Here is a 24,083-nt window from a genome sequence, read left to right as displayed (position 1 = left end):
CCGCACGTCTACCGCTGCTGGCGCAGCAGCACCACGACCGCTCCGGCACCTCCTTCCTCGCGGCGCGCGGAGGTGAAGGCCAGCACATCGCGCCTGCGACGCAGCCAGCCGTCGAGCGCCCGCTTGAGCACCGGACCGGCCTCGCCAGAGCGCAGGCCCTTGCCGTGGATGATCCGCACACAGCGCAGATCGCGCGCCTGGCAGTCCGCGAGGAACCCGCGGACCGCGACCTTGGCGGCGGCAACACCGAGCCCGTGCAGATCGAGCTCGTCGCCGATGCGGAACTGGCCGCGCTTGAGACGCCGGAACACCGACTCGGTCACGCCGGATGCGCGGTATTCGAGAATGTCGCCGGCAGCGATGAGCACATCGTCGGGAATGTGCGTCAGGCTCTCGCGCAGCGCCTCGGCCTCGTCGGCCTCCCGCTGGTGGGCACGCGCGTCGGAAGCGGGTGCCGGTGCCGGGTCGCGGGACGGGTTGTGGCGCACCACGCCGCGCATTGCCTCCGCGAAGGCCTGCGCGTCGTCGCTGTCGCGATCCCGCTCGTCGTCACTGGGCGGCTTGCTGGTCATGGCTCGCGCTACAATCGGTGATCCCGTGGCGCCTTGCGTCGAGGGCCGTGCGCGACCGTCATGCGTCCTCGGGCACGGCGACACCGGCGATGGTATCCACGGGCGATTGTCTTCCACAACGAGCGCGCAGTGCCCGAACCCACCCCCCAGCGAGCCACCGTCTCCGAATCGGACCCTACCGCGCGCCCGCGCACCCGGCTCCTGCTTTCCAACGATGACGGCTGCCATGCCCCGGGTCTGCGCACGCTGGCCAGCGAGCTGTCGACCGAGTACGACCTCGACGTCGTGGCGCCGGATCGCAACCGCAGCGGGGCCAGCAACTCGCTGACGCTGTCCAACCCGCTGCGCGCCAACCAGCACGACGACGGCGTCTGGTGCGTCGACGGCACGCCGACCGATTGCGTGCACCTGGCGCTGACCGGGCTGCTCGAGCACAAGCCGGCACTGGTCGTGTCCGGCATCAACAACGGCGCCAATCTCGGCGACGATGTCCTCTACTCGGGGACGGTCGCGGCGGCGATGGAGGGGCGCTTCCTGGGTGCGCCGGCGATCGCGGTGTCCACCACCAACTTCGATCCCGACCACTACGAGACCGCGGCGCGCATCGCGCGGCTGCTGGTGGCCAAGCTGCTGCGCGAGCCGCTGCCTGCGGACACCATCCTCAACGTGAACGTGCCGGACGTGCCCTTCGACGCGCTCACCGGCATCGAGGTGGTCCGACTCGGACGCCGCCATCTGGCGGAGGCCACCGTTCCGGATACCGATCCGCGCGGCCGGCGCATCTACTGGGTGGGCGCGGCGGGACCCGAGGCCGACTGCGGCCCCGGCACCGATTTCGACGCCATCGCCCGCAACGCGGTGGCGATCACGCCCATCGTCACCGACCTGACGCGCTACGTCGCCATGGAACGCACCGCTTCCTGGGCAGAGAGCCTGCTGTGATCGCTTCCAAGCACGCCACGCGCGCGCCACTGCTGCCCGATTCGGCGCGCCGCCGGCTGGTCGACGATCTGCGCGGGCAGGGCGTGACCGACGAGCGGGTGCTCGCCGCCATCGGCCGCGTGCCGCGCCACGAATTCGTCTCGGAGGGCATGCGCTGGCGCGCCTACGAGAACACGGCGCTGCCCATCGGTCAGGCACAGACCATCTCCCAGCCGCTGGTGGTCGGCCTGATGACCCAGACGCTGATCGCCGACGCGCCGCGCAAGCGCGTGCTGGAAGTAGGCACGGGCTGCGGCTATCAGGCCGCGGTACTGGCCGAGATCATCAACAGCGTGTTCACCATCGAGCGCATCAAGGTGCTCAGCATGCAGGCGCGCGAGACGCTGCGCCGACTCGGCTACCAGAACATCATCTTCCAGTACGGCGACGGCATGAGCGGCTGGCCCGGGCATTCCCCGTACGACGGCATCCTGGTGACCGCCGGCGCGCCGGAGATCCCGCAGGCGCTCACCGCGCAGCTCGCTGCCGGCGGGCGTCTCGTGATGCCGCTGGGCGGCAGCGGCGCGCAGCGGCTGGTCGTGATCGACAAGCAGGCCGACGGTCGCCTGCAGCGGCGCGATCTCAGCGGGGTCAGCTTCGTTCCGCTGGTGGCGGGCAAGGCGTGAGCGCGCCCGATCCGCCGCTGTCGCCGGACGCGCGTCGCGGCGGTCCGTTCACGAGACTGTACGGCTGGATGATGCGCGCCAGCCAGCACCGTCGCGCGCCGTTCTGGCTGGGCGCGGTCAGCTTCGCGGAGAGTTCCTTCTTCCCGATTCCGCCCGACGTGATGCTGGCGCCCATGACCCTGGCGCAGCCGCATCGCTGGCTGTGGCTGGCCTTCCTCACCACGATCACGTCGGTGGCCGGCGGGCTTCTCGGCTACGGCATCGGCGTGGGCATGATGGGTGCCGCCATGCCCTGGATCGAGGCGGCCGGCTACGCACCCGCGCTGGCGCACGCTGCCGACTGGTTCGCGCGCTGGGGTTTCTGGGCGATCTTCCTGGCCGGCTTTACGCCCATACCGTTCAAGGTCTTCACCATTGCCGCGGGCAGCGTGGGCCTCGCGCTGCCGGTCTTCGTCATCGGCGCGCTGGTCGGGCGGGGACTCCGGTTCGCCGCGGTCGCCGGCGTGGTACGTCTGCTGGGGCCGGCAGCGACGCCATGGCTGGAGCGCCATCTCGAGCGCATCGGCTGGGCCCTTATCGCGGCCACTGTCCTGATGGCGGTGGTGCTCGCGGTGCGCTGATGCGAGCGACGGCGGCGGGCCTCCTGATCGCGCTGGTCCTGACCGGTTGCGCGTCGGCCCTGCGCTGGGAGGCGGGTACCGGGGATGGCGAATACCGCGTGCGACGCGGTGACACGCTGTACTCGATCGCGCTGCGCCACGATGTCGACTACCGCAGCCTGGCGCGCTGGAACGATATCGGCCCCAATTACCTGATCCACGTCGGCGATGTGCTGCGCCTGACGCCGCCCGGCGGCGCCGCGGCACGTCCGGGGTCGGGAACGGTGGCGAGCGCACCCCCGACGCGGGCGCCGTCCGCGGGGGGCGGCAGCGGCGGCGCTGCGCCCGAGCGCGAGCTCCCGTCGCGCTCGCCGCCGGTCGGGCCCGGTCCCGACCAGTGGCGCTGGCCGGTGGCGGGAGACGTCGCGCGGCGCTTCGCCCCGCCGGATTCGAAGGGCATCGACATCGCCGCGCCGGTGGGCACGCCGGTGCGTGCCGCCGCGGCGGGCCGCGTCGTGTACAGCGGAAGCGCGCTCAAGGGCTACGGCGAGCTGGTCATCGTCAAGCACGACGAGACCTATCTCACCGCCTACGGATACAACCGCCGCCGGCTGGCCGAGGAGGGCGACCGGGTATCCGCCGGTGACGCCATCGCCGAGGTCGGCGTCGGGCCGGCGCAGAAACCGGTTCTGCACTTCGAGATCCGCCGCGCCGGCAAACCGGTCGACCCCCTACGCCTGCTGCCCGCGTCCGAGTAGAATGCCGGGTTTTCCGCGCCCGCCGAATGCGGCGCGCGATCGATTTCCCGTCCGACCAAGTGCCCGCCGTGCAATCCGAGTTCCCGCGCATCAAGCGACTTCCGCCCTACGTCTTCAACATCGTCGGTGATCTGAAGAAGGCGGCGCGAGCTCGCGGCGAGGACATCATCGACTTCGGCATGGGCAATCCGGACGGTCCCACGCCGCAGCACATCGTCGACAAGATGGTGGCCGCTGCCCAGCGGCCCGACACGCACCGCTATTCCGTATCGAAGGGCGTGCCGCGCCTGCGACGGGCCATCGCCACCTGGTACCGGCAGCGTTTCGATGTCGATATCGATCCGGAGACCGAGGCGATCGCGACCATCGGCTCCAAGGAAGGGCTGGCGCATCTGGCGCTGGCGACGCTGGGACCCGGCGATGCGGTGCTGGTGCCCAATCCGGCCTATCCGATCCACCCCTACAGCGTGGTGATCGCGGGCGCGGACGTGCGGCACGTGCGCATCGGGCCCGACGTCGACTTCTTCGAGGAGCTGCAGCGCGCCATCCGCGAGCTGTGGCCGAAGCCGAAGATGTTGATCCTCAATTTCCCGTCGAACCCGACCACCCAGTGCGTGGACATCGAGTTCTTCGAGAAGGCGGTGGCGATCGCGAAGGAGCACGAGATCTGGATCGTCCACGATCTGGCCTACGCGGACATCGTGTTCGACGGCTACCGCGCACCGTCCATCCTTCAGGTACCGGGTGCCAAGGATGTCGCGGTCGAGTTCTTCACGCTGTCGAAGTCCTACAACATGCCGGGCTGGCGCGTCGGTTTCATGGCCGGCAACCGCGAGCTGGTGGGTGCGCTCTCGCGCATCAAGAGCTATCTCGACTACGGCATGTTTACTCCGCTGCAGGTGGCGGCCATCACCGCGCTGGAGGGGCCGCAGGATTGCGTGGCCGAGATCACCGAGACCTACCGCCTGCGGCGCAACGTGCTCTGCGAGGGGCTGGACGCGCTCGGCTGGCCGGTGGAGAAGCCGAAGGCGACGATGTTCGTCTGGGCGCGCATCCCCGAGCCCTTCCGCGAGCTCGGCTCGCTGGAGTTCTCCAAGCGCCTGCTGTCGGAGGCCAAGGTGGCGGTTTCGCCGGGCATCGGCTTCGGCGAGTACGGCGACGAGTACGTGCGCATCTCGTTGATCGAGAACGAGCACCGCACGCGTCAGGCGCTGCGCGGCATCAAGAAAATGTTCCGGGAGGTGGGTTGATGGTGCCGCTGCGCATCGGGTTGCTGGGGCTCGGCACGGTCGGACAGGGCGTCGTGCGCGTCGCCCGCCGCAACGCCGAGGAGATCGCGCGCCGCGCCGGCCGCGAGGTGGTGATCACGGCCGCCAGCGCGCGCGACCCCGCCAGGCCGCGCGACTGCGATCTCGACGGGATCCGGATCGAGGCCGACCCCATGGCGGTCGTGCAGGCCGGGGACGTCGATGTGGTCGTCGAGCTGATCGGCGGTGTCGAGCCGGCCGGTGCGCTGCTGCGCGCCGCGGTGGATGCCGGCAAGCCGGTGGTCACCGCCAACAAGGCGCTGATCGCCGAGGGCGGCAACGCCATCTTCGAGGCCGCCGCCGCCGCGGGCGTGCCGGTCGCCTTCGAGGCCGCCGTCGCGGGCGGCATTCCCATCATCAAGGCGCTGCGCGAAGGGCTTGCCGGCAACCGCATCGATGCGGTGGTGGGCATCATCAACGGCACCGGCAACTACATCCTCACGCGCATGCAGGACGAGGGCATCGCCTTCGACGACGTGCTTGCCGAGGCCCAGCGCCTGGGCTACGCCGAGGCGGATCCGAGCTTCGACGTGGACGGCGTCGACGCCGCCCACAAGCTGACCATCCTGGCCGCCATCGCCTTCGGCATGCCGCTGGCCTTTGATGCCGTGACCTGCGAGGGCATCCGGGGCATCACCAATCACGACATCGAGCTGGCGCGCCAGCTGGGCTATCGCATCAAGCATCTGGGCATCGCCAAGCGCCGCGGGGATGCCGTCGAGCTGCGCGTGCAGCCGACGCTGCTGCCCGAGACCGAACTGCTCGCGAAGGTCGACGGTGTGCTCAACGCGGTGGTGATCAGCGGCGATGCGGTCGGCGACACCGGTTACTTCGGCCCCGGCGCCGGCGGCGACGCCACCGCGTCCGCGGTCTGGTCCGACATCATCGACATCGCCCGCGACACGCAGGGCGGTGCGCGCGTGCCGGCGCTGTCGGCCCACCCGGAAGGCATCCGGGCGCTGCCCGTGCGGCCCATCGCGGAGACGCGCAGCAGCCACTACCTGCGTCTGCAGGTGGCCGACGAGGCCGGGGTGCTGCGCGCCATCACGTCGATCCTCGCCGATCACGACATCAGTGTCGAAGCGATCTATCAGCGCGAGCCGCGCGGCGATCAGGACGCGGTCATCGCCATGATCACCTCGGTGGTCCGCGAGTCGCAGATCATCGAGGCCACCGATGCGATCGCCGCGCTGCCCATTGCCCGCGGCCCGGTCAACCGCCTGCGTGTCGAGCATCCCGGCGACTGAGCGCCGATGCCGACAGGCGGGCACGCGCCGCCGGCCTTCTCCCGACTACTTCCCGACGGATTCCCATGGCTCATCGTTACACCGGTCTCATCGACGCCTACCGCGACCGCCTCCCGCTGGCGGAGGGCGCGCGCGCCATCAGCCTGGGCGAGGGCAATACGCCGCTCATCCAGCTGGACAATCTGGTGCACGACATCGGATTCGGCGGTCGGCTGTTCGTGAAGTACGAGGGGCTCAACCCCACCGGTTCCTTCAAGGATCGCGGCATGACCGTGGCGGTCTCGCAGGCGGTGGACGAGGGCGCGCGCGCCGTGATCTGCGCATCGACCGGCAATACCTCGGCGGCGGCCGCGGCCTATGCCGGTCGTGCCGGCATCACGGCGCTGGTCGTCATACCGGACGGCAAGATCGCCGCCGGCAAGCTGGCGCAGGCGGTGATGCACGGCGCAGTCGTGGTGCAGATCGAGGGCAACTTCGACGACGGCATGCGACTGGTCAAGGAGGTCGGTGCCACCGCGCCGGTCACCATCGTCAACTCGATCAACCCGTTCCGCCTGCAGGGCCAGAAGACGGCCGCGTTCGAGATCGTCGACGCACTGGGCCGCGCGCCGGACTTCCACTATCTGCCGGTGGGCAACGCCGGCAACATCACGGCCCACTGGATCGGCTACTCCGAGGCCAGCGGCCAGAGCACCACGGCCTGTGCCTATTGCGAGAACGACTGCCGGGTGCCGCATCCGGCGGCCACCGACAATCGCCCGGTCATGGTGGGCTATCAGGCGAGCGGCAGCGCGCCCTTCATGCGCGGCGGACCGGTGCGCGATCCGGATACCGTCGCCACCGCCATCCGCATCGGCGATCCGCAGTCGTGGGACGCCGCGCATCGCGTGCAGGCCGAGTCCGGCGGCTGGTTCGGCGAGCTGTCCGACGACGAGATCCTCGACGTGCAGTCGCGCCTTGCCATGCGCGAAGGCGTGTTCTGCGAACCCGCTTCCGCGGCATCGCTGGCGGGCGCGCTGCGTGACATCGCGGCCGGCCGCGTGCCGGACGGCAGCGATGTGGTCTGCACGCTGACCGGTCACGGCCTCAAGGATCCCGAGATCGCCATGCGCGGCGCACTGGATCACATCGTCAAGGTGCCGGCCGAGCGCGGCGCCATCGCCGATCTGCTGGCCAAGAAGATGGCGTGACGCCGGGCGACGCGTCAGCCTGGCTCAATCTCACCCGCCGCCCGGTCGCGGACGCGAGCGGTCTGCCGGCAACGATGCATCCGGTGGTCCGCCGGGTGCTCGCCGCCCGCGGCGTTACCGGCGCTGCCGACTGCGACTACCAGCTGGGCGGGCTCCTGCCGCCCACTGGCCTGCAGGGTCTCGACGAGGCCGCGGCGTTGGTGGCGTCCGCGGTCGCCGACGACACCGCCATCTGCATCGCCGGCGACTACGATGCCGACGGCGCCACCAGCACGGCGCTGCTCATGCGCGGCCTCCGGGCGCTCGGCGCCCGACGCCTCGACCACGTTGTTCCCGACCGCTTCACGATGGGCTACGGACTGTCGACGGCGCTCGCCGACGCCGCGCACGAGCGCGGCGCCGAGCTCCTGATCACGGTGGACTCGGGCATCAGCAGCATGAGTGGCGTGGCGCACGCGCAGGCCCGCGGGATGCGCGTCGTCATCACCGACCACCATCTCCCCGGCGAAGCGATTCCATCGGCGGACGCCATCGTCAATCCCAACAACACCGGCGATGCCTTTCCGAGCAAGTGTCTTGCCGGCGTCGGTGTGGCGTTCTACCTGCTCGCGGCCGTGCGCGCACGCATCGGCCGCGATCGTCTCAACATCGCCGAGCTGCTCGATCTGGTCGCCCTCGGCACGGTGGCGGATGTGGTGCCTCTGGACCGGAACAACCGCATCCTGGTCGCGCAGGGGCTGGCGCGCATCCGTGCGGGCCGGGCCTGTCCGGGGATCCGCGCGCTGCTCGAGGTGGGCGGCCGCGATGCCGCCACCGCCGACGCCGCGACGCTCGGTTTCGTGGTCGGACCGCGCCTGAACGCCGCCGGACGGCTCGAGAACATGGGGCAGGGCGTCGATTGCCTGCTGTGCGACGACCCCGAGCAGGCGCGGACGATGGCCCGCGAGCTGGATCGCCTCAATCGCGAGCGTCGCGATATCGAGACGGTCATGGTCGACGGTGCCGATGCCGCCCGGGTACTGCCGGACGCGCTTGGTCTCTGCCTGTACCAGTCCGACTGGCACGAGGGCGTGGTCGGTCTGGTGGCGTCCCGCGCCAAGCAGAGTGCCCACCGGCCCGTCATCGCCTTCGCACCGTCGAGCGACGCCGGATGGCTGAAGGGATCGGCGCGCTCCATTCCGGGCCTGCACATACGCGATGCCATCGCGGAAGCCGACCGCATGGCGCCGGGGCTGGTGGCCCGCTTCGGCGGTCACGCCATGGCAGCCGGCCTGACCCTGCCGGCCGACGCCCTCGCGCCGTTCGCGGAAGCCTTCGACAGCGCGTGCCGCGCCATGCTGCGCGACGAGGACCTCGTCGCCCGCATCGCATCGGATGGTCGGCTCACCGGCGACGAGCTCGCGGTCGAGACGGCGCTGGCGCTGGAAGCGGCGGGGCCCTGGGGGCAGGGTTTCCCCGAACCGGTGTTCGACGGCATCTTCCGCGTCGCGGAATCGCGGGTTGTCGGCGAGCGCCACGCGCGCTACCGCCTGGAAAACGAGGAAGGCGGACCGACCCATACCGCCATCGACTTCGGTGGCGCGGAGCGCATGGCGGAGCGCGGCGCCCGGGTCGCCATCGCGTATCAACTGGGCGTGAACCGGTGGCGCGGGCGCGTCGAGCCGCAGCTGATCGTGCAGGCGCTCGCCGCTGCCGGCTGAGTTCTCGGCGGCACCGCACAGCCGTTCATCCGAGTGACGGAGACGCTCGTCACCGTCGTGTCGGCTCGCCTTGCGCGTCCATATATGCACGTGTAACCTGCAAATATGGAATCCAAGACGCTGCTAGCCCGAGCCGTCTATCGTGTGCTGCGCCCCCTGGCCCGGACCGCCATCCGCCACGGTCTCACCGCACGCGACTTCGAGCGCATCGTGCGTACCGCGTTCGTGGACACCGCGCGTGCCGAGTTCGGTATCCGGGGGCGCCCCACCAACAAGTCCCGGGTCGCGACACTGACCGGTCTGAGCCGCACCGAGGTGGCGCGCATCGTCGATGCCGGGGGCGGTCCCGGCGAGGCCATCGGCGATCGCCATCTGCTCAACCGGATCGTGACCGTCTGGGTCGGTGAAACGCCGTGGCTCGACGATGCGGGGAACCCCCGCCCGCTGGGACTGGAGACGGAAGGCGACGACTTCCCGGCGCTGGTGCGTGCCATCGGGAGCGACGTGCCGTGGCAGACCCTGCTTCGCGAGCTTGAGCGCATGGACATCGTGGCGCGGCGCGACGGCCGCGCCACGCTCCGTAAGCGCGCCTTCGTGCCCGGCGGCGCGGACGAGGGCGACCGGCTCCCGTATCTGGGCGAGAACGTCGCCGCGCTGATCGACACCATCGATCACAACCTCGTGCACGGCGCGGACGCGCCGCGATTCGAGCGCAAGCTGGTCTTTCCCGGACTCGACGGAGCGGGGCAGGACAAGCTCCGCCGCGCGCTGGAGCGTGACGGCCAGGCCTGGATGGAGCGGCTCAACCACGAGCTGACCCCCCACACCCGGGACGACAGCGACGGTGCCCACATGACGGGCATGGGCATCTACTACTTCGACATGAACACCCCCGACGGAGGACCGAAACAATGAACATTCCGAGGACGACAATCGGCTGGACGGTCGCTGCCGGTGCGCTGGCGCTGGCCGCCGGCTGCGGTGGCGGCGACTCCAGTTCCGGCGCCATGGGCGATATCAACGGATCGGGCGCGGCCAGCAAGGTCTTCGTGCGCGGCTCGATCACCGGATTCGGCAGCGTCATCGTCGAGGGCCGACGCTTCGAGACCGGCGAGGCTTCGTTCGAGATCGACGATCTCCCGGGCGCTGCGAGCGAGAACCTGCTGCGCGTCGGTCAGATCGTCGAGGTCAATGGCCGGCGTGACGACGAGGGACGCCTCATCGCCGAGCGCGTGCGCTACGACGCCCAGATCCGGGGGACGATCGCGGCGATCGACGTCGACGCCGAGACCATCGAGGTCGCGGGCCAGACCATCCGCATCGTCGGGGCCACCGTGTTCGACGATACCGATTTCGCTGCGCTCGTTGTCGGTGACGCCGTCGAGGTGAGCGGCGAGGTCACCGGCGATGGGGTCATGATCGCCAGCTTCGTGGGGCTCGAGGACGACGCCGTGGAGGCCGTCGAGATCACCGGTCGCCTGGGCGCGCTGAACGCCTCCACGCAGCGCTTCCGGGTGCAGTCGCTGGAAATCGACTACGCCGGCGCCACCATCACGCCGGGGGGCGGCGCGCTCGCCAACGGTGCCCTGGTCGAGGTGCTCGGAACCGTCGCATCCGGCGTGCTGACCGCAACCGAGGTCGAGATCGAGGACGTCCCGGGCAATCGCGTGGACGATGACCTCGAGGCCGACACCGAGGTCGAGATCGACGGTCCGGTCGCCGAGCTCGATGCGGAAGCGGGCACCTTCCGCGTGCGCGGCTTCGCCGTCAGCTTCGGCGATGCCACCGTCTTCGAGAGCGGCACTGCCGACGATCTGGTCGACGGCGCCATCGTCGAGGTTGAGGGCGTCGCGGACGGCGAGGGTGGCGTCATCGCCACCGCGATCGACTTCGAAGAGGAACGCGATGCCGAGAACGGCTTCGGCCGTGTCGAGATCGAGGGTGCGGTACAGGCGGTGGATGTCGACGCGGGTACCGTCGAGGTGCTGGGCACCACCATCCGGACCGACGCACGGACCCGCTATCAGGACGACCGGGACGGTGATCGCACCTTCGGGCTGGACGATCTGCAGCCTGGCGACATGGTCGAGATCGCCGCGGTCCGTCGCCCGCAGGACGTGGTAGCGCTGCGCATCGAACGCGAGGGTGCGGACGACGATGGCGATGTCGACGACGGTGATCAGGAGCTCTCCGGCACCGTCTCCGATATCGATCCGGCCACCCGGCAGCTGGTCGTGGCCGGCGTTACCGTGGACGCGAACTCGGCCGAAGCGTTTGAAGGCGAGGAAGGCGATCTGACGGCGGAGGGCTTCTTCGCGACCACCGAGGTCGGCGATTTCGTGGAGATCGAGGGCACCTTCGACGGCAACATCCTGGTGGCGCGGGAGATCGAGCGCGAAGGTCGCGAGGACGATGACGACGTCGACGACGATGATGGTCGTCCCGGCAATGCGGGCCCGCCGGACGGTGTCGGCCCGCCGGACGAAGGCGGCGGCGACACCGACGAGGGGCAGGACGATGCTGCCGGCGATGGTGACGATGACAGCGCAGACGATCAGCAGGACGACGGCGGCACCGATGACGACGACGATGGGGATGACGACGACGCGGCCTGATCCGCGCAGGTGAGAGGCCTGCCAGTCCCCCTCGGCAGGTGCTCGCTGGCCCCGGTCCTTCCCTGCGACCGGGGCTTTTTTTGTTCTAGAGGCGCTGGATCAGCGCGTCGGCAAACTGCTCTGTGGTCGCGCTGCCGCCGAGATCACCGGTTCGTACGCCATCCTCCACCAGTGTGGCGCGCAGCGCGATGCGCAGACGCTCGGCCGAGTCGTGCCGGTCGACGTGCTCCAGCATCATCGCGGCAGCGAGCAGCAGCGCGCTGGGATTGGCGATGCCCTTGCCGGCGATGTCCGGAGCGGAGCCGTGCACCGCCTCGAAGATGGCGGCGTCCTTGCCGATGTTGCCACCCGGCGCCATGCCCAGGCCGCCGATGAGTCCGGCGATCTGGTCGGACAGGATGTCGCCGAACAGATTGGTGGTCAGCAGCACGTCGAACTGCCAGGGATTCAGCACCAGCTGCATGGCGCAGTTGTCGACGATGCGGTCCTCGATGATCAGCTGATCCTTGTAGCGCTCTCCGACCTCGCGCGCGGTCTCCAGGAACAGCCCGGTGAGCAGCTTGAGGATGTTGGCCTTGTGCACGATGGTGACCTTCCTGCGGCCGTGCCGGACGGCATAGTCGAAGGTCCACTCCGCGATGCGCCGGCAGCCTTCGCGCGTGTTGATGCCGGCGCTCTCCGCGACCGCCTTGGGGTCGCCGCCGACCGGGATGTAGTGCTCGTAGCCGACGTAGAAGCCCTCGAGGTTCTCGCGCACCAGCACCAGATCGATGTCCTCGTAGCGTCCGCCATCGATGATGGTTCGCGCCGGCCGGAGGTTGGCGTAGAGCTGGAACTCCTCGCGCATGCGCACATTGATGGAGCGGAACCCGCTGCCTACCGGCGTGGTCAGCGGCCCCTTCAGCGCGAGGCCGTTGCGGCGGATGCTGTCCAGCGTGCAGCTCGGCAGCAGGTCGCCGTGGCTCTCCAGCGCACCGAGACCGGCGGGCTGCTCGTCCCACGCGAACGGTGCATCCAGTGCGTCGATCACGCGGCGGGTGGCGGCGATGATCTCGGGACCGATTCCGTCCCCGCTCAGCAGGGTGACCGGGATGCGCTGGCTGGCACTCGACATGGACGACGATCTCCGCAATCAGGTAAGTCGGAAGCCTAGCGGTCTTGCGGCCTCCGCGTCACCGCCACTTTGGTCGAGTGTGCTCGTTCACTCCCCGGACCCGGAGCTGCTCAGCAAGGCTTCGAGGTCCTGTCGCAGCGCCGTCAGCGTCGCCGTGCGCGGCACACGCGGGTGCCTGCTGGTGCCGTTGACGATGACCGCGAACGCGCCCCAGTCGTCATCGGAGAGGCGCAGGTACCCCGCCAGCGCGCGCACGCCCACCGGCTCGCTCAGCCATCCCGTCTTGACCGCGAGCCGGGTGTTCCACGCAGCGCTTCCGCCGTCGAGCTGTCCACTGTCGGCGTAGAGCGGTACCGTCAGGCCGCCGAGCAGCGCCGGGAACAGCGCATGCCGCCGATACGCGCGCGCCAGCACGGCGACGACCTGTCGAGCCGAGAGACGGCTGGAGACGCTGAGCCCGCTACCACTGTGCAGGATCGGGCCCGCCTCGGGCGCGTCCCCCGCCGGCGCCATGTCCAGAGCCGTCAGCAGTCGCATGCCGGCGACATCGAGATCGGTCGAGCCGGTCGCGCCGTGCGTCAGGTGCAGCGTCAGCATGTCCGCCATGTAGTTGTTGCTGAAGTGCAGCATGCGCCGCAGCTGCGCCGCGAGCGGAGTGCCGTCGATGGCGGCCAGTAGGCGCCAGTCGTCGCCGGGGGCATCCAGGCTCGCGATCCGGACCCCGCCCTCGAGCGCGATGCCGGCGTCGCGCAGAAGCGCGCGCAGGACGCGACCGGTGTGGCGCGCGGCATTGGAGACCGACCGCGAGCGCCGCACGGTGGCGTGTCCGAGGGGGATGCCGCCGTCCAAGCCGAGGACATCGTTGCCGTCGGCATCGGTGCGGCGCTCGACCCGGAAGCGGAGACGCGCGTCGGCGGGCAGGGTCTCGACGCTGCCCGTCAGCGCGATGCCGGAGATGCTCGGCGGCATCAGCGCGACGCTGGCCGGCTGTCCCGGGCGGGACGCCGGACGGACGGCAATCTCGACGGTGCCGTGATCGATGCCCGCGGCCGAGAGGGGCCCGTCGAAGGCGAAGCGGCTCCCCGTGCGCGCGTCGCAGCGATCCTTCGTGCGGCAGGCAATCGCGCCGAAGCGGCCTTCGTCGATGATCAGCGCGCCGGTGATCCGCTGCACTCCGGCCTGCCGCAGACGCGCCACCAGCGTGCGCAGCTGCTCGGTACCGAGATCGGGGTCGCCCGAGCCGCGGAACAGCAGGTCGCCGGACAGGATGCCGTCGTCGGGCGCCGTCCGCGCGTGGAGGCCGGTACGGAAGCGGTGCTCCGGACCGAAGTGCTCCAGCGCGGCGACGGCGACGAAGAGCTTGCTGAGCGACGCCGGGATGAGGCGTCGGTCAGCGGCATGCCCGGCGATGGGCGCACCGTCGCGCAGGCGCACGACCAGCGCGCTGACCGGGGTGCGGTCGGAGGCGATGGCGTCGAGCCGCGGCAGCCCGTCGGCGGCGGCGCCGAAGGGCAGGGCGCCCGCGACGAGCGCGGCGGTGCCGAGTCGCCGCAGGCGGAGCGGCAGCCTCAGCGCAGCATCTCCCGCGCCTTGGTCAGCGCCGCGGCGAACTGGGTCACATCCTCGCCATCGTTGTAGACGGCGAAGGAGGCCCGTGCGCTCCCGCTGATGCCGAAGCGGCTGTGAAGCGGCATCGTGCAGTGATGCCCGATGCGTACCGCCACGCCCTGCATGTCGAGGAGACTGCTGATGTCGGAGGGGTGCGTGCCGTCGATCGTGAAGGCGATGATGGCCGCCTTGTCCGGTGCCGTGCCCAGCACCCGGAGCCCGGGTATATCGCGGATGGCGTCCATCGCGTCCCGCAGCAGGGTCTGCTCGTGCGCCCCCGCGGCCGCGACTCCGGTCGCGTCGAGCCAGTCGATGGCGGCGGCGAGACCGATGGCGCCGGCGATGTGCGGGGTTCCCGCCTCGAAGCGTGCGGGCGGCTCGGCGAATGTCGTGCCGTCGAAGCTGACCGTCTCGATCATGTCGCCGCCGCCCTGCCAGGGCGGCATCCCGGCGAGAAGCTCGGGACGCGCGAGGAGCACGCCGAAGCCGGTCGGGCCGTACAGCTTGTGCGCCGAGAACGCGTAGAAGTCGGCGCCCAGCGCGCCGAAATCGAGCGGCATGTGCGCGACTGCCTGCGCCCCGTCGATGCACGTGGGCACGCCGCGCTCGCGCGCGGCGGCGACCATCTCGGCGACCGGGTTGATGGTGCCGAGGGTGTTCGATACGTGCACGAATGCCGCCATGCGCGTGCGCGACGTCAGGCGCTCGCGCCAGGCGTCCAGGTCCAGGCCGCCATCGTCGCGTACCGGCGCCACCACGACCCGTGCGCCGGTGCGCTCCGCGAGGATCTGCCACGGAACGATGTTGGCGTGGTGCTCCATCTCGGTGACGAGAATCTCGTCACCGGCCTCCAGGCGCGGCAGCAGATAGCTGTAGGCGACCAGATTGATCGCCTCGGTGGTTCCGCGCGTGAACACGGTGCCGGCGACATCGGCGCCGGCGAAGCGCGCGATGCGCGCCCGCGCGTCCTCGTAGCCCTTCGTGGCGCGCGCCGCGAGGGCGTGCACGCCGCGATGCACGTTGCTGTTGTCGTGGCGGTAGTAGTGATCGAGGGCCTGCAGCACCGCCTCGGGCTTCTGCGTGGTTGCGGCGTTGTCCAGATAGGCGAGACGCCGGTCATCGTGGACGCGCTGCGCCAGCACCGGGAACTGTGCGCGCACCGACGCGACATCGAATCCGGGCAGGGTCGGGGCGAGGCCGTCGGGCGCGTTCATGCCGTGCTCCAGTCGGCGTGCTGCAGCGCCTCGTCGAGGGCCGCGAGCAGCGCGTCGTGCACGGCGGGCTGCGCCGGGAATGCCAGCGTCTCCGCCGCGAAGCCGCCGATGAGCAGCGCGCGGGCCGTGGCGTGGGGAATGCCGCGCGTCTGCAGATAGTGCAGGGCGTCGCGGTCGATCTGGCCGATGGCGTTGCCGTGCGCGCACTGCACGTCGTCGGCGTAGATCTCGAGCTCGGGCTTGGCATTGATCCGGGCGCGCGGCGACAGCAGCAGGCTCGCGAGATGCTGGTCGGAATCGGTCTTCTGTGCATCGCGATGGACGTGCACGCGGCCGGTGAGCACCCCCACGCCCTTGTCCATGCCCAGCCCGCGGAACGTCATGCGGCTGATCGTCTCGCCGCTGGCGTGCTCGACCGTGGCGAAGGTGTCGATGTGCCCCTCGCCGTAGGGCGCGTAGACGCCGTCGAGATCGGCGCGGGCGCCGGGCGCGTCGAGGCGCACGTACAGGTTGTGGCGCGACAGATGGTCGGCGGCATCGAAGCCGGTCATGCGCAGGTGGGCGCCGGCCGCCAGCCGGGCGTCGGTGCGCAGCAGCACCGGTGCCGCCTGGTTGCGGTGCACGCGTGCCAGATCCAGCCGCGCGTTCTCCGCGAGCGTGATCTCCAGCGTCTGGGTGCCGAAACCGGCAGATTCCGCAACGTGGTCGTCCCAGTAGAGCACGGCCTGAACATCCGCCGGCACGTGCACGCGATGCCGCAGATGGACCGAGCCCGCCGTTGCGCGCGTGCACAGATGCAGCGCCGCGTCCGCGGTGCTCGCATCCCAGCGCACGCCGGTGGCGGACAGCGCCGCATTGACCAGATCGCTGGCATCGCTGATCCCGGATGCCGGTGCCTCCTGCCGCTCGCCGTCATCGAGCCCGTCGCTGCGGCCGTTGATGAAGCCCACCCGGCGCAGGCCGTCGAGCTCGGGCAGGGTGATCCGTGCCGGGCCGGGGGCCTCGGGCGTCTCGGCCACCGCTTCGGCGATATCGGTGAACCGCCAGCGCTCGTGCTTGCGGCCGGGGAATCCCTCGTCCATCAGTTGCTGCCAGAGGTCGTGCCGCGCACGGCGCTTGTCCTCCGGCAGGCGGTCGAAGAGAGGCTGAAGGCGCTCGGCGAGGCTCATGCTGCGCTCTCGATCCCGGCGTAGCCCTTCTCCTCCAGTTCGCGGGCCAGCTCGGGGCCGCCGCTGCGTGCGATACGGCCGTCGGCGAGCACGTGCACCCGGTCCGGCGCCACGTGGTCCAGAAGGCGCTGGTAGTGGGTGATGAGCAGGATGGCGCGGTCCGGTCCGCGCATTGCGTTGATGCCCTGGGCGACGGTCTTCAGCGCGTCGATGTCGAGACCGGAATCGGTCTCGTCGAGGATGATCATGCGCGGTTCCAGCACGAGCATCTGCAGGATCTCGTTGCGCTTCTTTTCGCCGCCCGAGAAGCCCTCGTTGACGCCGCGGTGCAGCATGTCCTTGTCCATGTCGACGGTGCCGAGGTGCTGGCGGACGTGCTTGAGAAAGGCCATGGCGTCGAGCTCCTCCTCGCCGCGTGCCTTGCGCTGCGCGTTGTAGGCGGCACGCAGGAACTGCACGTTGCTGACGCCCGGAATCTCGACCGGGTACTGGAAGCCGAGGAAGAGCCCGGCGGCCGCGCGCTCGGCAGTGTCGAGCGCGAGCAGATCGCGGTCGTCCAGCTTGATGCTGCCCGCGGTGACGTCATAGCCCTCGCGGCCGGCCAGCACATGGCCGAGCGTGGACTTGCCGGCTCCGTTGGGGCCCATGATGGCGTGAACCTCGCCGTCATTGATGCTCAGGTCGAGTCCCTTGAGGATGGGCTCGTCGTGGATCGTGGCGTGAAGATTCTCTATGTCTAGCATGGCTCTGGCCGCGACCGGCGCGGCATTCGGATGGGGGATGAGTGGCTCGGCTTGACCCCGCGCGGCATCAACCGACGGCGCCCTCCAGCGAAACCTGAAGCAGCTTGCCGGCCTCGACGGCGAACTCCATGGGCAGCTCCTTGAAGACGTCGCGGCAGAAGCCGTTGACGATCATCGACACGGCGTCCTCCTCGGAGAGGCCGCGGCTCATCAGGTAGTAGAGCTGTTCCTCGCCGATGCGCGAGGTGGTCGCCTCGTGCTCGAGCTGGCCGGTGGGATTGCGCACCTCGGTGTACGGGAAGGTGTGCGCGCCGCACTGGTCGCCGATGAGCAGCGAGTCGCACTGGGTGTGATTGCGCGCGCCCTCGGCCGCCTCGATGATGCGCACCAGGCCGCGATAGGACTGGTTCGAGCGTCCGGCCGAGATGCCCTTCGAGACGATGGTCGAGCGCGTGTTCCTGCCGATGTGCATCATCTTGGTGCCGGTATCGGCCTGCTGGCGCCCGTTGGTGACGGCCACCGAGTAGAACTCGCCGCGCGAATCGTCGCCGCGCAGCAGGCAGCTCGGATACTTCCAGGTGATCGCCGATCCGGTCTCGACCTGCGTCCAGGAGATGCGCGAGCGCTTGCCGCGGCAGTCACCGCGCTTGGTCACGAAGTTGTAGATGCCGCCCTTGCCGTCCTCGTCACCGGGATACCAGTTCTGCACGGTGGAGTACTTGATCTCGGCATCGTCGAGCGCGACCAGCTCGACGACCGCGGCGTGCAGCTGGTTCTCGTCACGCTGCGGCGCGGTGCAGCCCTCGAGGTACGAGACATAGGCCTCGTCCTCGCACACGATCAGCGTGCGCTCGAACTGGCCGGTGTTGCGCTCGTTGATCCGGAAGTAGGTGGACAGCTCCATCGGGCAGCGCACGCCCTTCGGCACGTAGACGAAACTGCCGTCGGTGAACACCGCCGAATTGAGTGCGGCGAAGAAGTTGTCGCCGAAGGGCACCACCGTGCCGAGGTACTTCCGTACCAGCTCGGGGTACTCCTGCACGGCCTCGGAAATCGGGCAGAAGATGACACCGGCCTCGGCCAGCTTCTCCTTGAAGGTCGTGGCCACGGAGACCGAGTCGAAGACGACGTCCATCGCCACGCCGGCGAGCATCTTCTGCTCCTCCAGCGGAATGCCGAGCTTGTCGTAGGTCTCGAGCAGCTTGGGATCGACCTCGTCGAGCGACTTGGGGCCGTCGGCCATCGATTTGGGGGTGCTGTAGTAGCTGATCGCCTGATAGTCGATGGGCGGATAGTCCAGGTGCGCCCAGCTCGGCGACTCCATCTTCAGCCAGCGGCGATAGGCCTTGAGACGGAACTCCAGCATCCATTCCGGCTCACCCTTCTTCGCCGAGATGGCGCGGATGACGTCCTCGGAAAGACCCGGCGGCACGGTATCCGATTCGATATCGGTGACGAAGCCGGCACTGTACTGCCGCTGCTTCAGCATGTTCTCGAGTTCGGCGGTCGTTGCCATGTCAGGCTCCGGCGGTTTGACGGGTGTGCGGTGCATCGACGCGCCGCAGCGGGAATTCCTGCGCGGGCAGCGGTGCACTCATGTCGGCGAGCGTCACCGACGCCAGCGCGCGCTCGATGGCGGCGTTGATGCGCCACCAGTTGGTGCGCACGCCGCAGTGGTCGTCGATCGGACAGCCTTCGCCGTGCACCGTGCAGCTGGTCAGCGCGATGGGGCCCTCGAGCGCGGCGACCACATCGGCGATGGTGATGCGCCCGGCGTCGTGCGCCAGCACGTAGCCGCCGTTGGCGCCCCGCGTGGCCTTGACGACGCCCGCCTGCGCCAGCTGGCGCAGGAGCTTGGCGACGGTGGTTGCCGACAGGTGCGTATGTTGCGCCAGCTCGGCGGTGGAGCGCCGCTCGCCCGGCCGCTGCGCCATTTCGGTGAGCACCACCGTCGCATAGTCTGTGAGCTTGCCGAGTCGCATGGATCGAATCCCAACCAATCTGGTCGGGATTATACCCGTTCGCCCCGCGCGCATGCATCCCCGCACAATCGTTGTCCCGCTGGAACGGCGTCAGGTCGTCGTCAGTACCGGCCAGTGGTCGACCACGCCGCCGGCCTGCACCACCAGGATCTCGGTGAACTGCAGCATCAGGGCCTCGGACTGGCGGGGCCGGTGGAAGACCCAGTCGCCGGGTGCCAGCGCGCTGATGGCGGCGCCGGTCAGCATTTCCTGGTTGCTGCTGCGCCCGAACAGCGCGTTGGTCGAGAGTCCCTGCGGCGATACGCTGTCCGCGCGCCAGTTGCCGCCGTAGATGAAGTGCGTGCGCTGCAGGTTGGGATTCCAGAGGCGCGCGGGCAGGGATGCCCACTCCAGGCCGGGGAGCTCGACACCTTCGGCCACCTTGAGCACCGGCGCGGCGATCCAGAGCGCCGGCCGGAACGCGGCCAGCGTGGGCAGATCGAAATCGGCGGGCTTGACCAGGGCGCTGCCCACCGCGAGGTCGTTGGTCGGGGCGCGCTCATCGTGCAGCACGAAGTTCGGGCTCCCGGCGCCGTTGAATACCAGCGGCGGATCCTGCTGCAGGGTGAGCAGATCGCCGCCATGGCGGCGGAGAAGCGCGATGAAGTGCCGATAGCGGGCATTCGCCGCCTGCTGGAGGGCATCGGCGTCGCCCATCAGGTCCGGCAGGCGCACGACATGCGGGTCGTAGCCCATCAGGCCGCCGAAGCGCAGATGCCGGCTATCGTCGCGCAGCATGCGCAGCATGGTCAGGAAGTCGGCATCGTTGTCGACACCGCCCCGGTGCAGGCCGACGTCAATCTCGATGCTGATGCGCAGGCGCACGCCGCGCGCGCGCGCCAGGTTGGCGTAGCGCGCGAGTCGCTGCGGGGTATCGACCAGCCATTGCAGCTGGGACTGCGGGTCGAAGCGGCCCGGGCGATGATCGTCGTAGAAGCGCGCGACCGCCTCCACCGGCATGGGCTTGCCCACCAGGAGGTCGGCGTCCGGAAAGCTCCGGGCGAGGGCGTTGGCGAACGGCTGGTGGAAGCACATGATGCGGCGGGAGCGCATCGCCGCGAGCACGTGGTCGATGAGGCTGGCGCACGGCAGCGATTTCGAGACCAGACGATAGGCCTTGCCCGGCGGCATGGCATCGCGCAACGCGATCAGATTGTGGTTGAGCCGGTCCAGATCCAGGATCAGACAGGCGGTACCGGGGCCGTCACGCTGCAGGAGACGCTCCATGTCGGCGAAATAGCGGGCGTGCGGGGCACCGGCATTGCCGGGCTTCAACAGCGCGATCGCGCCGAGGGCGCCGCCGGCGGCAAGTCCGGCGCGGAGCAGCGTGCGTCGCTTCACGTAGGTGTGCCCGGATCGCGGGGCGCGCCCCAGCCCCCGCCGCCCGGGGTCTCGATGCGCAGGACGCTTCCTGCCGCCACCCGGCAGGTGACCCGTGCGGGCAGGGAGTGCTCGTTGCCGTCGGGATCGCGCAGGAGATTGTGCCCTGGCGCGCCGTCTCCGCCGCCCGCGATCCCCCGGGCGCCGCGCGCACGGCGGTTGCTGATGATGGCGAGCTCGACCGGTTCCAGGAAACGGAGCTCGCGCACAACGCCGTTGCCGCCACGGTGTCGCCCGTGACCACCACTGCCGTGACGGATCGCGAAGCGGTTCACGCGTACCGGCAACTGGCGCTCCATGATCTCGGGATCGGTGATGCGCGAGTTGGTCATGTGGCTGTGCACGGCGTCGCCGCCGTCGAAGCCCGGTCCGGCGCCGCTTCCTCCGCAGAGGGTCTCGTAGTACTGCACGCGGTCGTTGCCGAAGCTGATGTTGTTCATCGTGCCCTGCGATTCGGCCATCGCGCCGAATGCCACCAGCAGCGCATCGGTGATCGCCTGCGAGGTCTCCACGTTGCCGGCCACCACCGCGGCCGGCGGTTCGGGCGACAGCAGTCCGGGGTGAGGGACGACGAGGTCGACATGGCGCAGAAAGCCGTCGTTGAGCGGCACGGGGCGGTCGATGATGCAGCGCAGGGCGTACATCGCCGCCGCCCGCACCACCGGAAGCGGTGCGTTGGCGTTGCCGGGGTCCATTGCGCTGCTGCCGGTGAAGTCGATGCGCAGGCGCCCGTCGCCGGTGCTTGTCCGCAGCTGCACGTGCTGGCCGTCGTCCATCGCCACATCGTGTCCGCCGTCGGCCAGCGCCGCGATGAACCGGGCGACCGCGTCGGCGGCATGGTCCTGCACGCGCGCCATCTGTTCCGATACGCGGGCCACGCCGACGGTGGACGCGAGCGCGGCGAGGAGGCGCGCGCCCCGAGCGCAGGCCGCGAGCTGGGCGCGCAGGTCCGCGAGGTTGGCCTCGGGATCGCGCGCCGGCACGGGGCTGCCGGTGAGCAGCGCACGCACGGTGTCGTCGAGCAGCACACCGCCCGTCGCCACGCGCACGCCCTCGATGCGCACGCCTTCATCGTCGATGGTGCGGCTTTCCGCCGGCATCGAGCCGGGCGTGATGCCGCCGACGTCGGCGTGGTGCGCGCGCGCGGCGACGAAGCCGAACGGCGCGGCATCGGTGCCGTCGTGAACCGGCATCACCAGGGTGAGATCGGGGAGGTGGGTGCCGCCGCGGTACGGATCGTTGATCAGCCAGGCGTCACCGGGATGCAGCGCGCCGCCGCTCGCCTCGCGAATCGCCTTGACCGCAGCGCTCATCGATCCGAGGTGCACCGGGATGTGCGGCGCGTTGGCGATGAGGCTGCCGTGCGCGTCGAATACCGCGCAGGAATAGTCGAGTCGATTGCGCACGTTCACCGAGTGCGCGCTGCGCCGCAGCGCGTCGCCCATCTCGGCGGCGATGTGCATGAAGCGACTGTTGAACAGCTCGAGGCGCGCTGCTTCGCTGTCGTGCCCGGTCGGAGCGGCGCCCGCGCGCTCGACGGTGATGCCGTGCGGGTTGCGGGTCGCACGCCAGCCTGCCGGCAGCACCAGGCTCGACTGGGCGAGCTGCACCAGCGCCGGCCCGCTCACCCCGGCATCGCCGGGGTCGGAGAGGATGGGCGCGTCGTGCCAGCGACCGTCGGCCAGCGTCATCATGGGCTGGTGCCCGAGCACGGTCGCGGGGCACGGTGCCGGCTCGCCCCGCGGCTCGTCCGGTCGGTCGCGCACGCGCACGTGGAGGCTGGCGACGTGGACGGGCCGCCGGGCGTCGGCGAAGCCGAAGGCCCGATCGTGCGCATCGGCGAAGGCGAGGGCGAGATCGGCGGCGCCGGTGCCCTCGGTCAGCGGCAGGTCGATGGTGGTGTCGGCGCGGGCGTAGTGCAGGCGCAGCATCGCGGCGCAGTCCTCGCAGGTCGCGCCCTGCTCGGCGAGATCCGCAATCGCCTGTGCGCGCAGCTCGGGCAGCGCTGCGCGGGCGCGCGCCACCGCGTCGTCGTCCAGTGCCAGGTCGACGGTGCGCTCGCGCGTCACGCCCACGGTCGCCATGCCGACGCCCACGGCCGACAGCACGCTCGCCCGCGCCGGTACCAGCACGCGCGACAACCCGAGTGACTCGGCCACATCGCAGGCATGCTGCGCACCGGCACCGCCGAACGCGACCAGCGTGTGCCCGGCGATATCGACGCCGCGCGCGACGCTGATGCGGCGGACCGCCCCGGCCATGTGCTCGACGGCCAGCTGCAGCGCGCCGCGCGCGGTCTCGGCGATCGCCGCGTCGTCCGCCGAGCGGGCATCCAGTGCCGCGATCGCCGCGCGCGCGGCCTGGGCATCGAGGGCGGCATCGCCGCCGGGGCCGAAGACCGGCGCGAATCCCTCCCGGTGGAGCCGTCCGAGCACGATATTCGCGTCGGTGACCGTGGGCGGGCCGCCGCGGCCGTAGCATGCCGGCCCCGGGTCGGCGCCCGCGGATTCCGGCCCGACCCGCAGGCGGGTGCCGTCGCGGAGAATGCGCGAACCGCCGCCGGCCGCGACGGTGTGCAGCTCGAGCGTCGGCGCCCGCACGGTGAGGCCCGCCACCGTGGCATCGGCGCGGACCGCCGGGCGGCTGGTGCATTCGAAGACATCGGTGGATGTGCCGCCCATGTCCAGGCCGAGCACGCCCGTGACACCGGTCGCCGCGGCCACTCCGGTGGCGCCGATGACGCCGCCGGCCGGGCCGGAGAAGATGCTGTGGCGCGCCTGGAAGCGCGCGGCATCGGCCAGATGCCCGTCCGACTGCATCAGGCGGATGCGGGCACCCGGCAGGGCGTCGGCGAGGCCGCGCGTGTAGCGCTGCAGCACCGGCTGCAGTGCCGCTTCGACGACCGCCGTCTGCGCCCGGGCCAGCAGACCGGGCTCGGCGGACACCTCGTGACTGGCGCAGACGGTGGTGAAGCCGCACTCGCGCGCCAGTGCCGCGATGGCCCTTTCGTCCTCGGGAGCCTGCGGCGCGTGCAGCAGCGCCACCGCGAGACTCTCGATGCCGGCGGCGCGCACGGCAAGGAGCGCGTCGCGCAGCGCGTCCCGATCCAGGGGGGTGCATCGCGAACCGGTCGCGTCGACGCGCGCATCCACCCCGACCACCCGCGCGCACAGTCGGCGCCGCGGGGGAATGCGCAGCGCGAAGATGTCGTCGCGCGACTGGTCGCCGATGGCGAGCAG

20 protein-coding genes are annotated in these 24,083 nt (G+C 70.4%); 10 read left to right on the top strand and 10 right to left on the bottom strand.

The window, feature by feature from the left end; translation table 11 throughout:
- Positions 1-8: 8 nt before the first annotated feature.
- Complete coding sequence (locus tag KAH28_RS10915; protein ID WP_290576532.1) at positions 9-572, bottom strand: Smr/MutS family protein; 564 nt, start codon at positions 570-572, stop codon at positions 9-11.
- Between the two features lie 201 nt (positions 573-773).
- Between KAH28_RS10915 and surE the strand changes: the two genes are divergently transcribed.
- From surE to KAH28_RS10865, 10 genes are all read left to right on the top strand, one after another.
- The gene (surE, locus tag KAH28_RS10910; RefSeq protein WP_366918173.1) at positions 774-1,514 is read left to right on the top strand and encodes a 5'/3'-nucleotidase SurE; all 741 of its coding nucleotides are present in this window, start codon (positions 774-776) and stop codon (positions 1,512-1,514) included.
- Positions 1,511-2,179 (top strand): protein-L-isoaspartate(D-aspartate) O-methyltransferase, encoded by a 669-nt coding sequence (locus tag KAH28_RS10905; RefSeq protein WP_290576529.1) that lies wholly within the window; start codon positions 1,511-1,513, stop codon positions 2,177-2,179. The genes surE and KAH28_RS10905 overlap by 4 nt, the downstream gene beginning before the upstream one ends.
- Positions 2,176-2,799, top strand: a complete 624-nt coding sequence (locus tag KAH28_RS10900) for a YqaA family protein (RefSeq protein ID WP_290576527.1) — start codon at positions 2,176-2,178, stop codon at positions 2,797-2,799. The genes KAH28_RS10905 and KAH28_RS10900 overlap by 4 nt, the downstream gene beginning before the upstream one ends.
- Positions 2,799-3,536 carry a peptidoglycan DD-metalloendopeptidase family protein gene (locus KAH28_RS10895; RefSeq protein ID WP_290576525.1) on the top strand — a complete coding sequence of 246 codons (738 nt, stop codon included), beginning with the start codon at positions 2,799-2,801 and terminating at the stop codon, positions 3,534-3,536. The genes KAH28_RS10900 and KAH28_RS10895 overlap by 1 nt, the downstream gene beginning before the upstream one ends.
- 68 nt (positions 3,537-3,604) lie before the next feature.
- A complete protein-coding gene (gene alaC / locus KAH28_RS10890) occupies positions 3,605-4,786 on the top strand; it encodes an alanine transaminase (protein WP_290576523.1) in 1,182 nt (393 codons plus the stop codon).
- Positions 4,786-6,090 carry a homoserine dehydrogenase gene (locus KAH28_RS10885; RefSeq protein WP_290576521.1) on the top strand — a complete coding sequence of 435 codons (1,305 nt, stop codon included), beginning with the start codon at positions 4,786-4,788 and terminating at the stop codon, positions 6,088-6,090. The genes alaC and KAH28_RS10885 overlap by 1 nt, the downstream gene beginning before the upstream one ends.
- Before the next feature lie 59 nt (positions 6,091-6,149).
- A complete protein-coding gene (thrC, locus tag KAH28_RS10880) occupies positions 6,150-7,280 on the top strand; it encodes a threonine synthase (RefSeq protein ID WP_366918172.1) in 1,131 nt (376 codons plus the stop codon).
- Positions 7,277-8,980, top strand: coding sequence for a single-stranded-DNA-specific exonuclease RecJ (gene recJ / locus KAH28_RS10875; RefSeq protein ID WP_290576517.1), 1,704 nt, complete (start codon positions 7,277-7,279; stop codon positions 8,978-8,980). The genes thrC and recJ overlap by 4 nt, the downstream gene beginning before the upstream one ends.
- A gap of 105 nt (positions 8,981-9,085) precedes the next feature.
- Positions 9,086-9,895, top strand: coding sequence for a DUF6502 family protein (locus tag KAH28_RS10870; RefSeq protein ID WP_290576515.1), 810 nt, complete (start codon positions 9,086-9,088; stop codon positions 9,893-9,895).
- Positions 9,892-11,595, top strand: coding sequence for a DUF5666 domain-containing protein (locus KAH28_RS10865; protein ID WP_290576513.1), 1,704 nt, complete (start codon positions 9,892-9,894; stop codon positions 11,593-11,595). Before KAH28_RS10870 ends, KAH28_RS10865 begins: the two co-directional genes overlap by 4 nt.
- An 85-nt stretch (positions 11,596-11,680) precedes the next feature.
- Here the strand turns inward: KAH28_RS10865 and KAH28_RS10860 are convergent, their stop codons facing one another.
- From KAH28_RS10860 to KAH28_RS10820, 9 genes are all read right to left on the bottom strand, one after another.
- Positions 11,681-12,709 carry an isocitrate/isopropylmalate family dehydrogenase gene (locus KAH28_RS10860; RefSeq protein WP_290576511.1) on the bottom strand — a complete coding sequence of 343 codons (1,029 nt, stop codon included), beginning with the start codon at positions 12,707-12,709 and terminating at the stop codon, positions 11,681-11,683.
- 87 nt (positions 12,710-12,796) lie between these two features.
- Positions 12,797-14,149, bottom strand: a complete 1,353-nt coding sequence (gene dacB, locus KAH28_RS10855; RefSeq protein WP_290576582.1) for a D-alanyl-D-alanine carboxypeptidase/D-alanyl-D-alanine-endopeptidase — start codon at positions 14,147-14,149, stop codon at positions 12,797-12,799.
- Between the two features lie 128 nt (positions 14,150-14,277).
- Positions 14,278-15,531 (bottom strand): SufS family cysteine desulfurase, encoded by a 1,254-nt coding sequence (locus KAH28_RS10850; protein WP_290576509.1) that lies wholly within the window; start codon positions 15,529-15,531, stop codon positions 14,278-14,280.
- The gene (locus KAH28_RS10845) at positions 15,528-16,700 is read right to left on the bottom strand and encodes a SufD family Fe-S cluster assembly protein (protein WP_290576507.1); all 1,173 of its coding nucleotides are present in this window, start codon (positions 16,698-16,700) and stop codon (positions 15,528-15,530) included. The genes KAH28_RS10850 and KAH28_RS10845 overlap by 4 nt, the downstream gene beginning before the upstream one ends.
- On the bottom strand, positions 16,697-17,443 hold the full coding sequence (sufC, locus tag KAH28_RS10840; protein WP_290576505.1) for a Fe-S cluster assembly ATPase SufC: 747 nt from the start codon (positions 17,441-17,443) through the stop codon (positions 16,697-16,699). The genes KAH28_RS10845 and sufC overlap by 4 nt, the downstream gene beginning before the upstream one ends.
- 67 nt (positions 17,444-17,510) lie before the next feature.
- Positions 17,511-18,959 carry a Fe-S cluster assembly protein SufB gene (gene sufB, locus KAH28_RS10835; RefSeq protein WP_290576503.1) on the bottom strand — a complete coding sequence of 483 codons (1,449 nt, stop codon included), beginning with the start codon at positions 18,957-18,959 and terminating at the stop codon, positions 17,511-17,513.
- A 1-nt stretch (position 18,960) separates the two neighbouring features.
- Complete coding sequence (locus tag KAH28_RS10830) at positions 18,961-19,425, bottom strand: SUF system Fe-S cluster assembly regulator (protein ID WP_290576501.1); 465 nt, start codon at positions 19,423-19,425, stop codon at positions 18,961-18,963.
- A 90-nt stretch (positions 19,426-19,515) separates the two neighbouring features.
- Positions 19,516-20,805, bottom strand: coding sequence for an alanine racemase (locus KAH28_RS10825; RefSeq protein WP_290576499.1), 1,290 nt, complete (start codon positions 20,803-20,805; stop codon positions 19,516-19,518).
- The coding region (locus KAH28_RS10820) for a hydantoinase B/oxoprolinase family protein (protein ID WP_290576497.1) at positions 20,802-24,083 on the bottom strand (3,282 nt) is incomplete at its 5' end. The genes KAH28_RS10820 and KAH28_RS10825, both read right to left, overlap by 4 nt.

It is taken from the genome of Algiphilus sp., from assembly GCF_023145115.1.
GTDB lineage: Bacteria > Pseudomonadota > Gammaproteobacteria > Nevskiales > Nevskiaceae > Algiphilus.
Note: the sequence above shows the minus strand (reverse complement) of the source record. Positions and strands in the feature narration are given on the sequence as shown.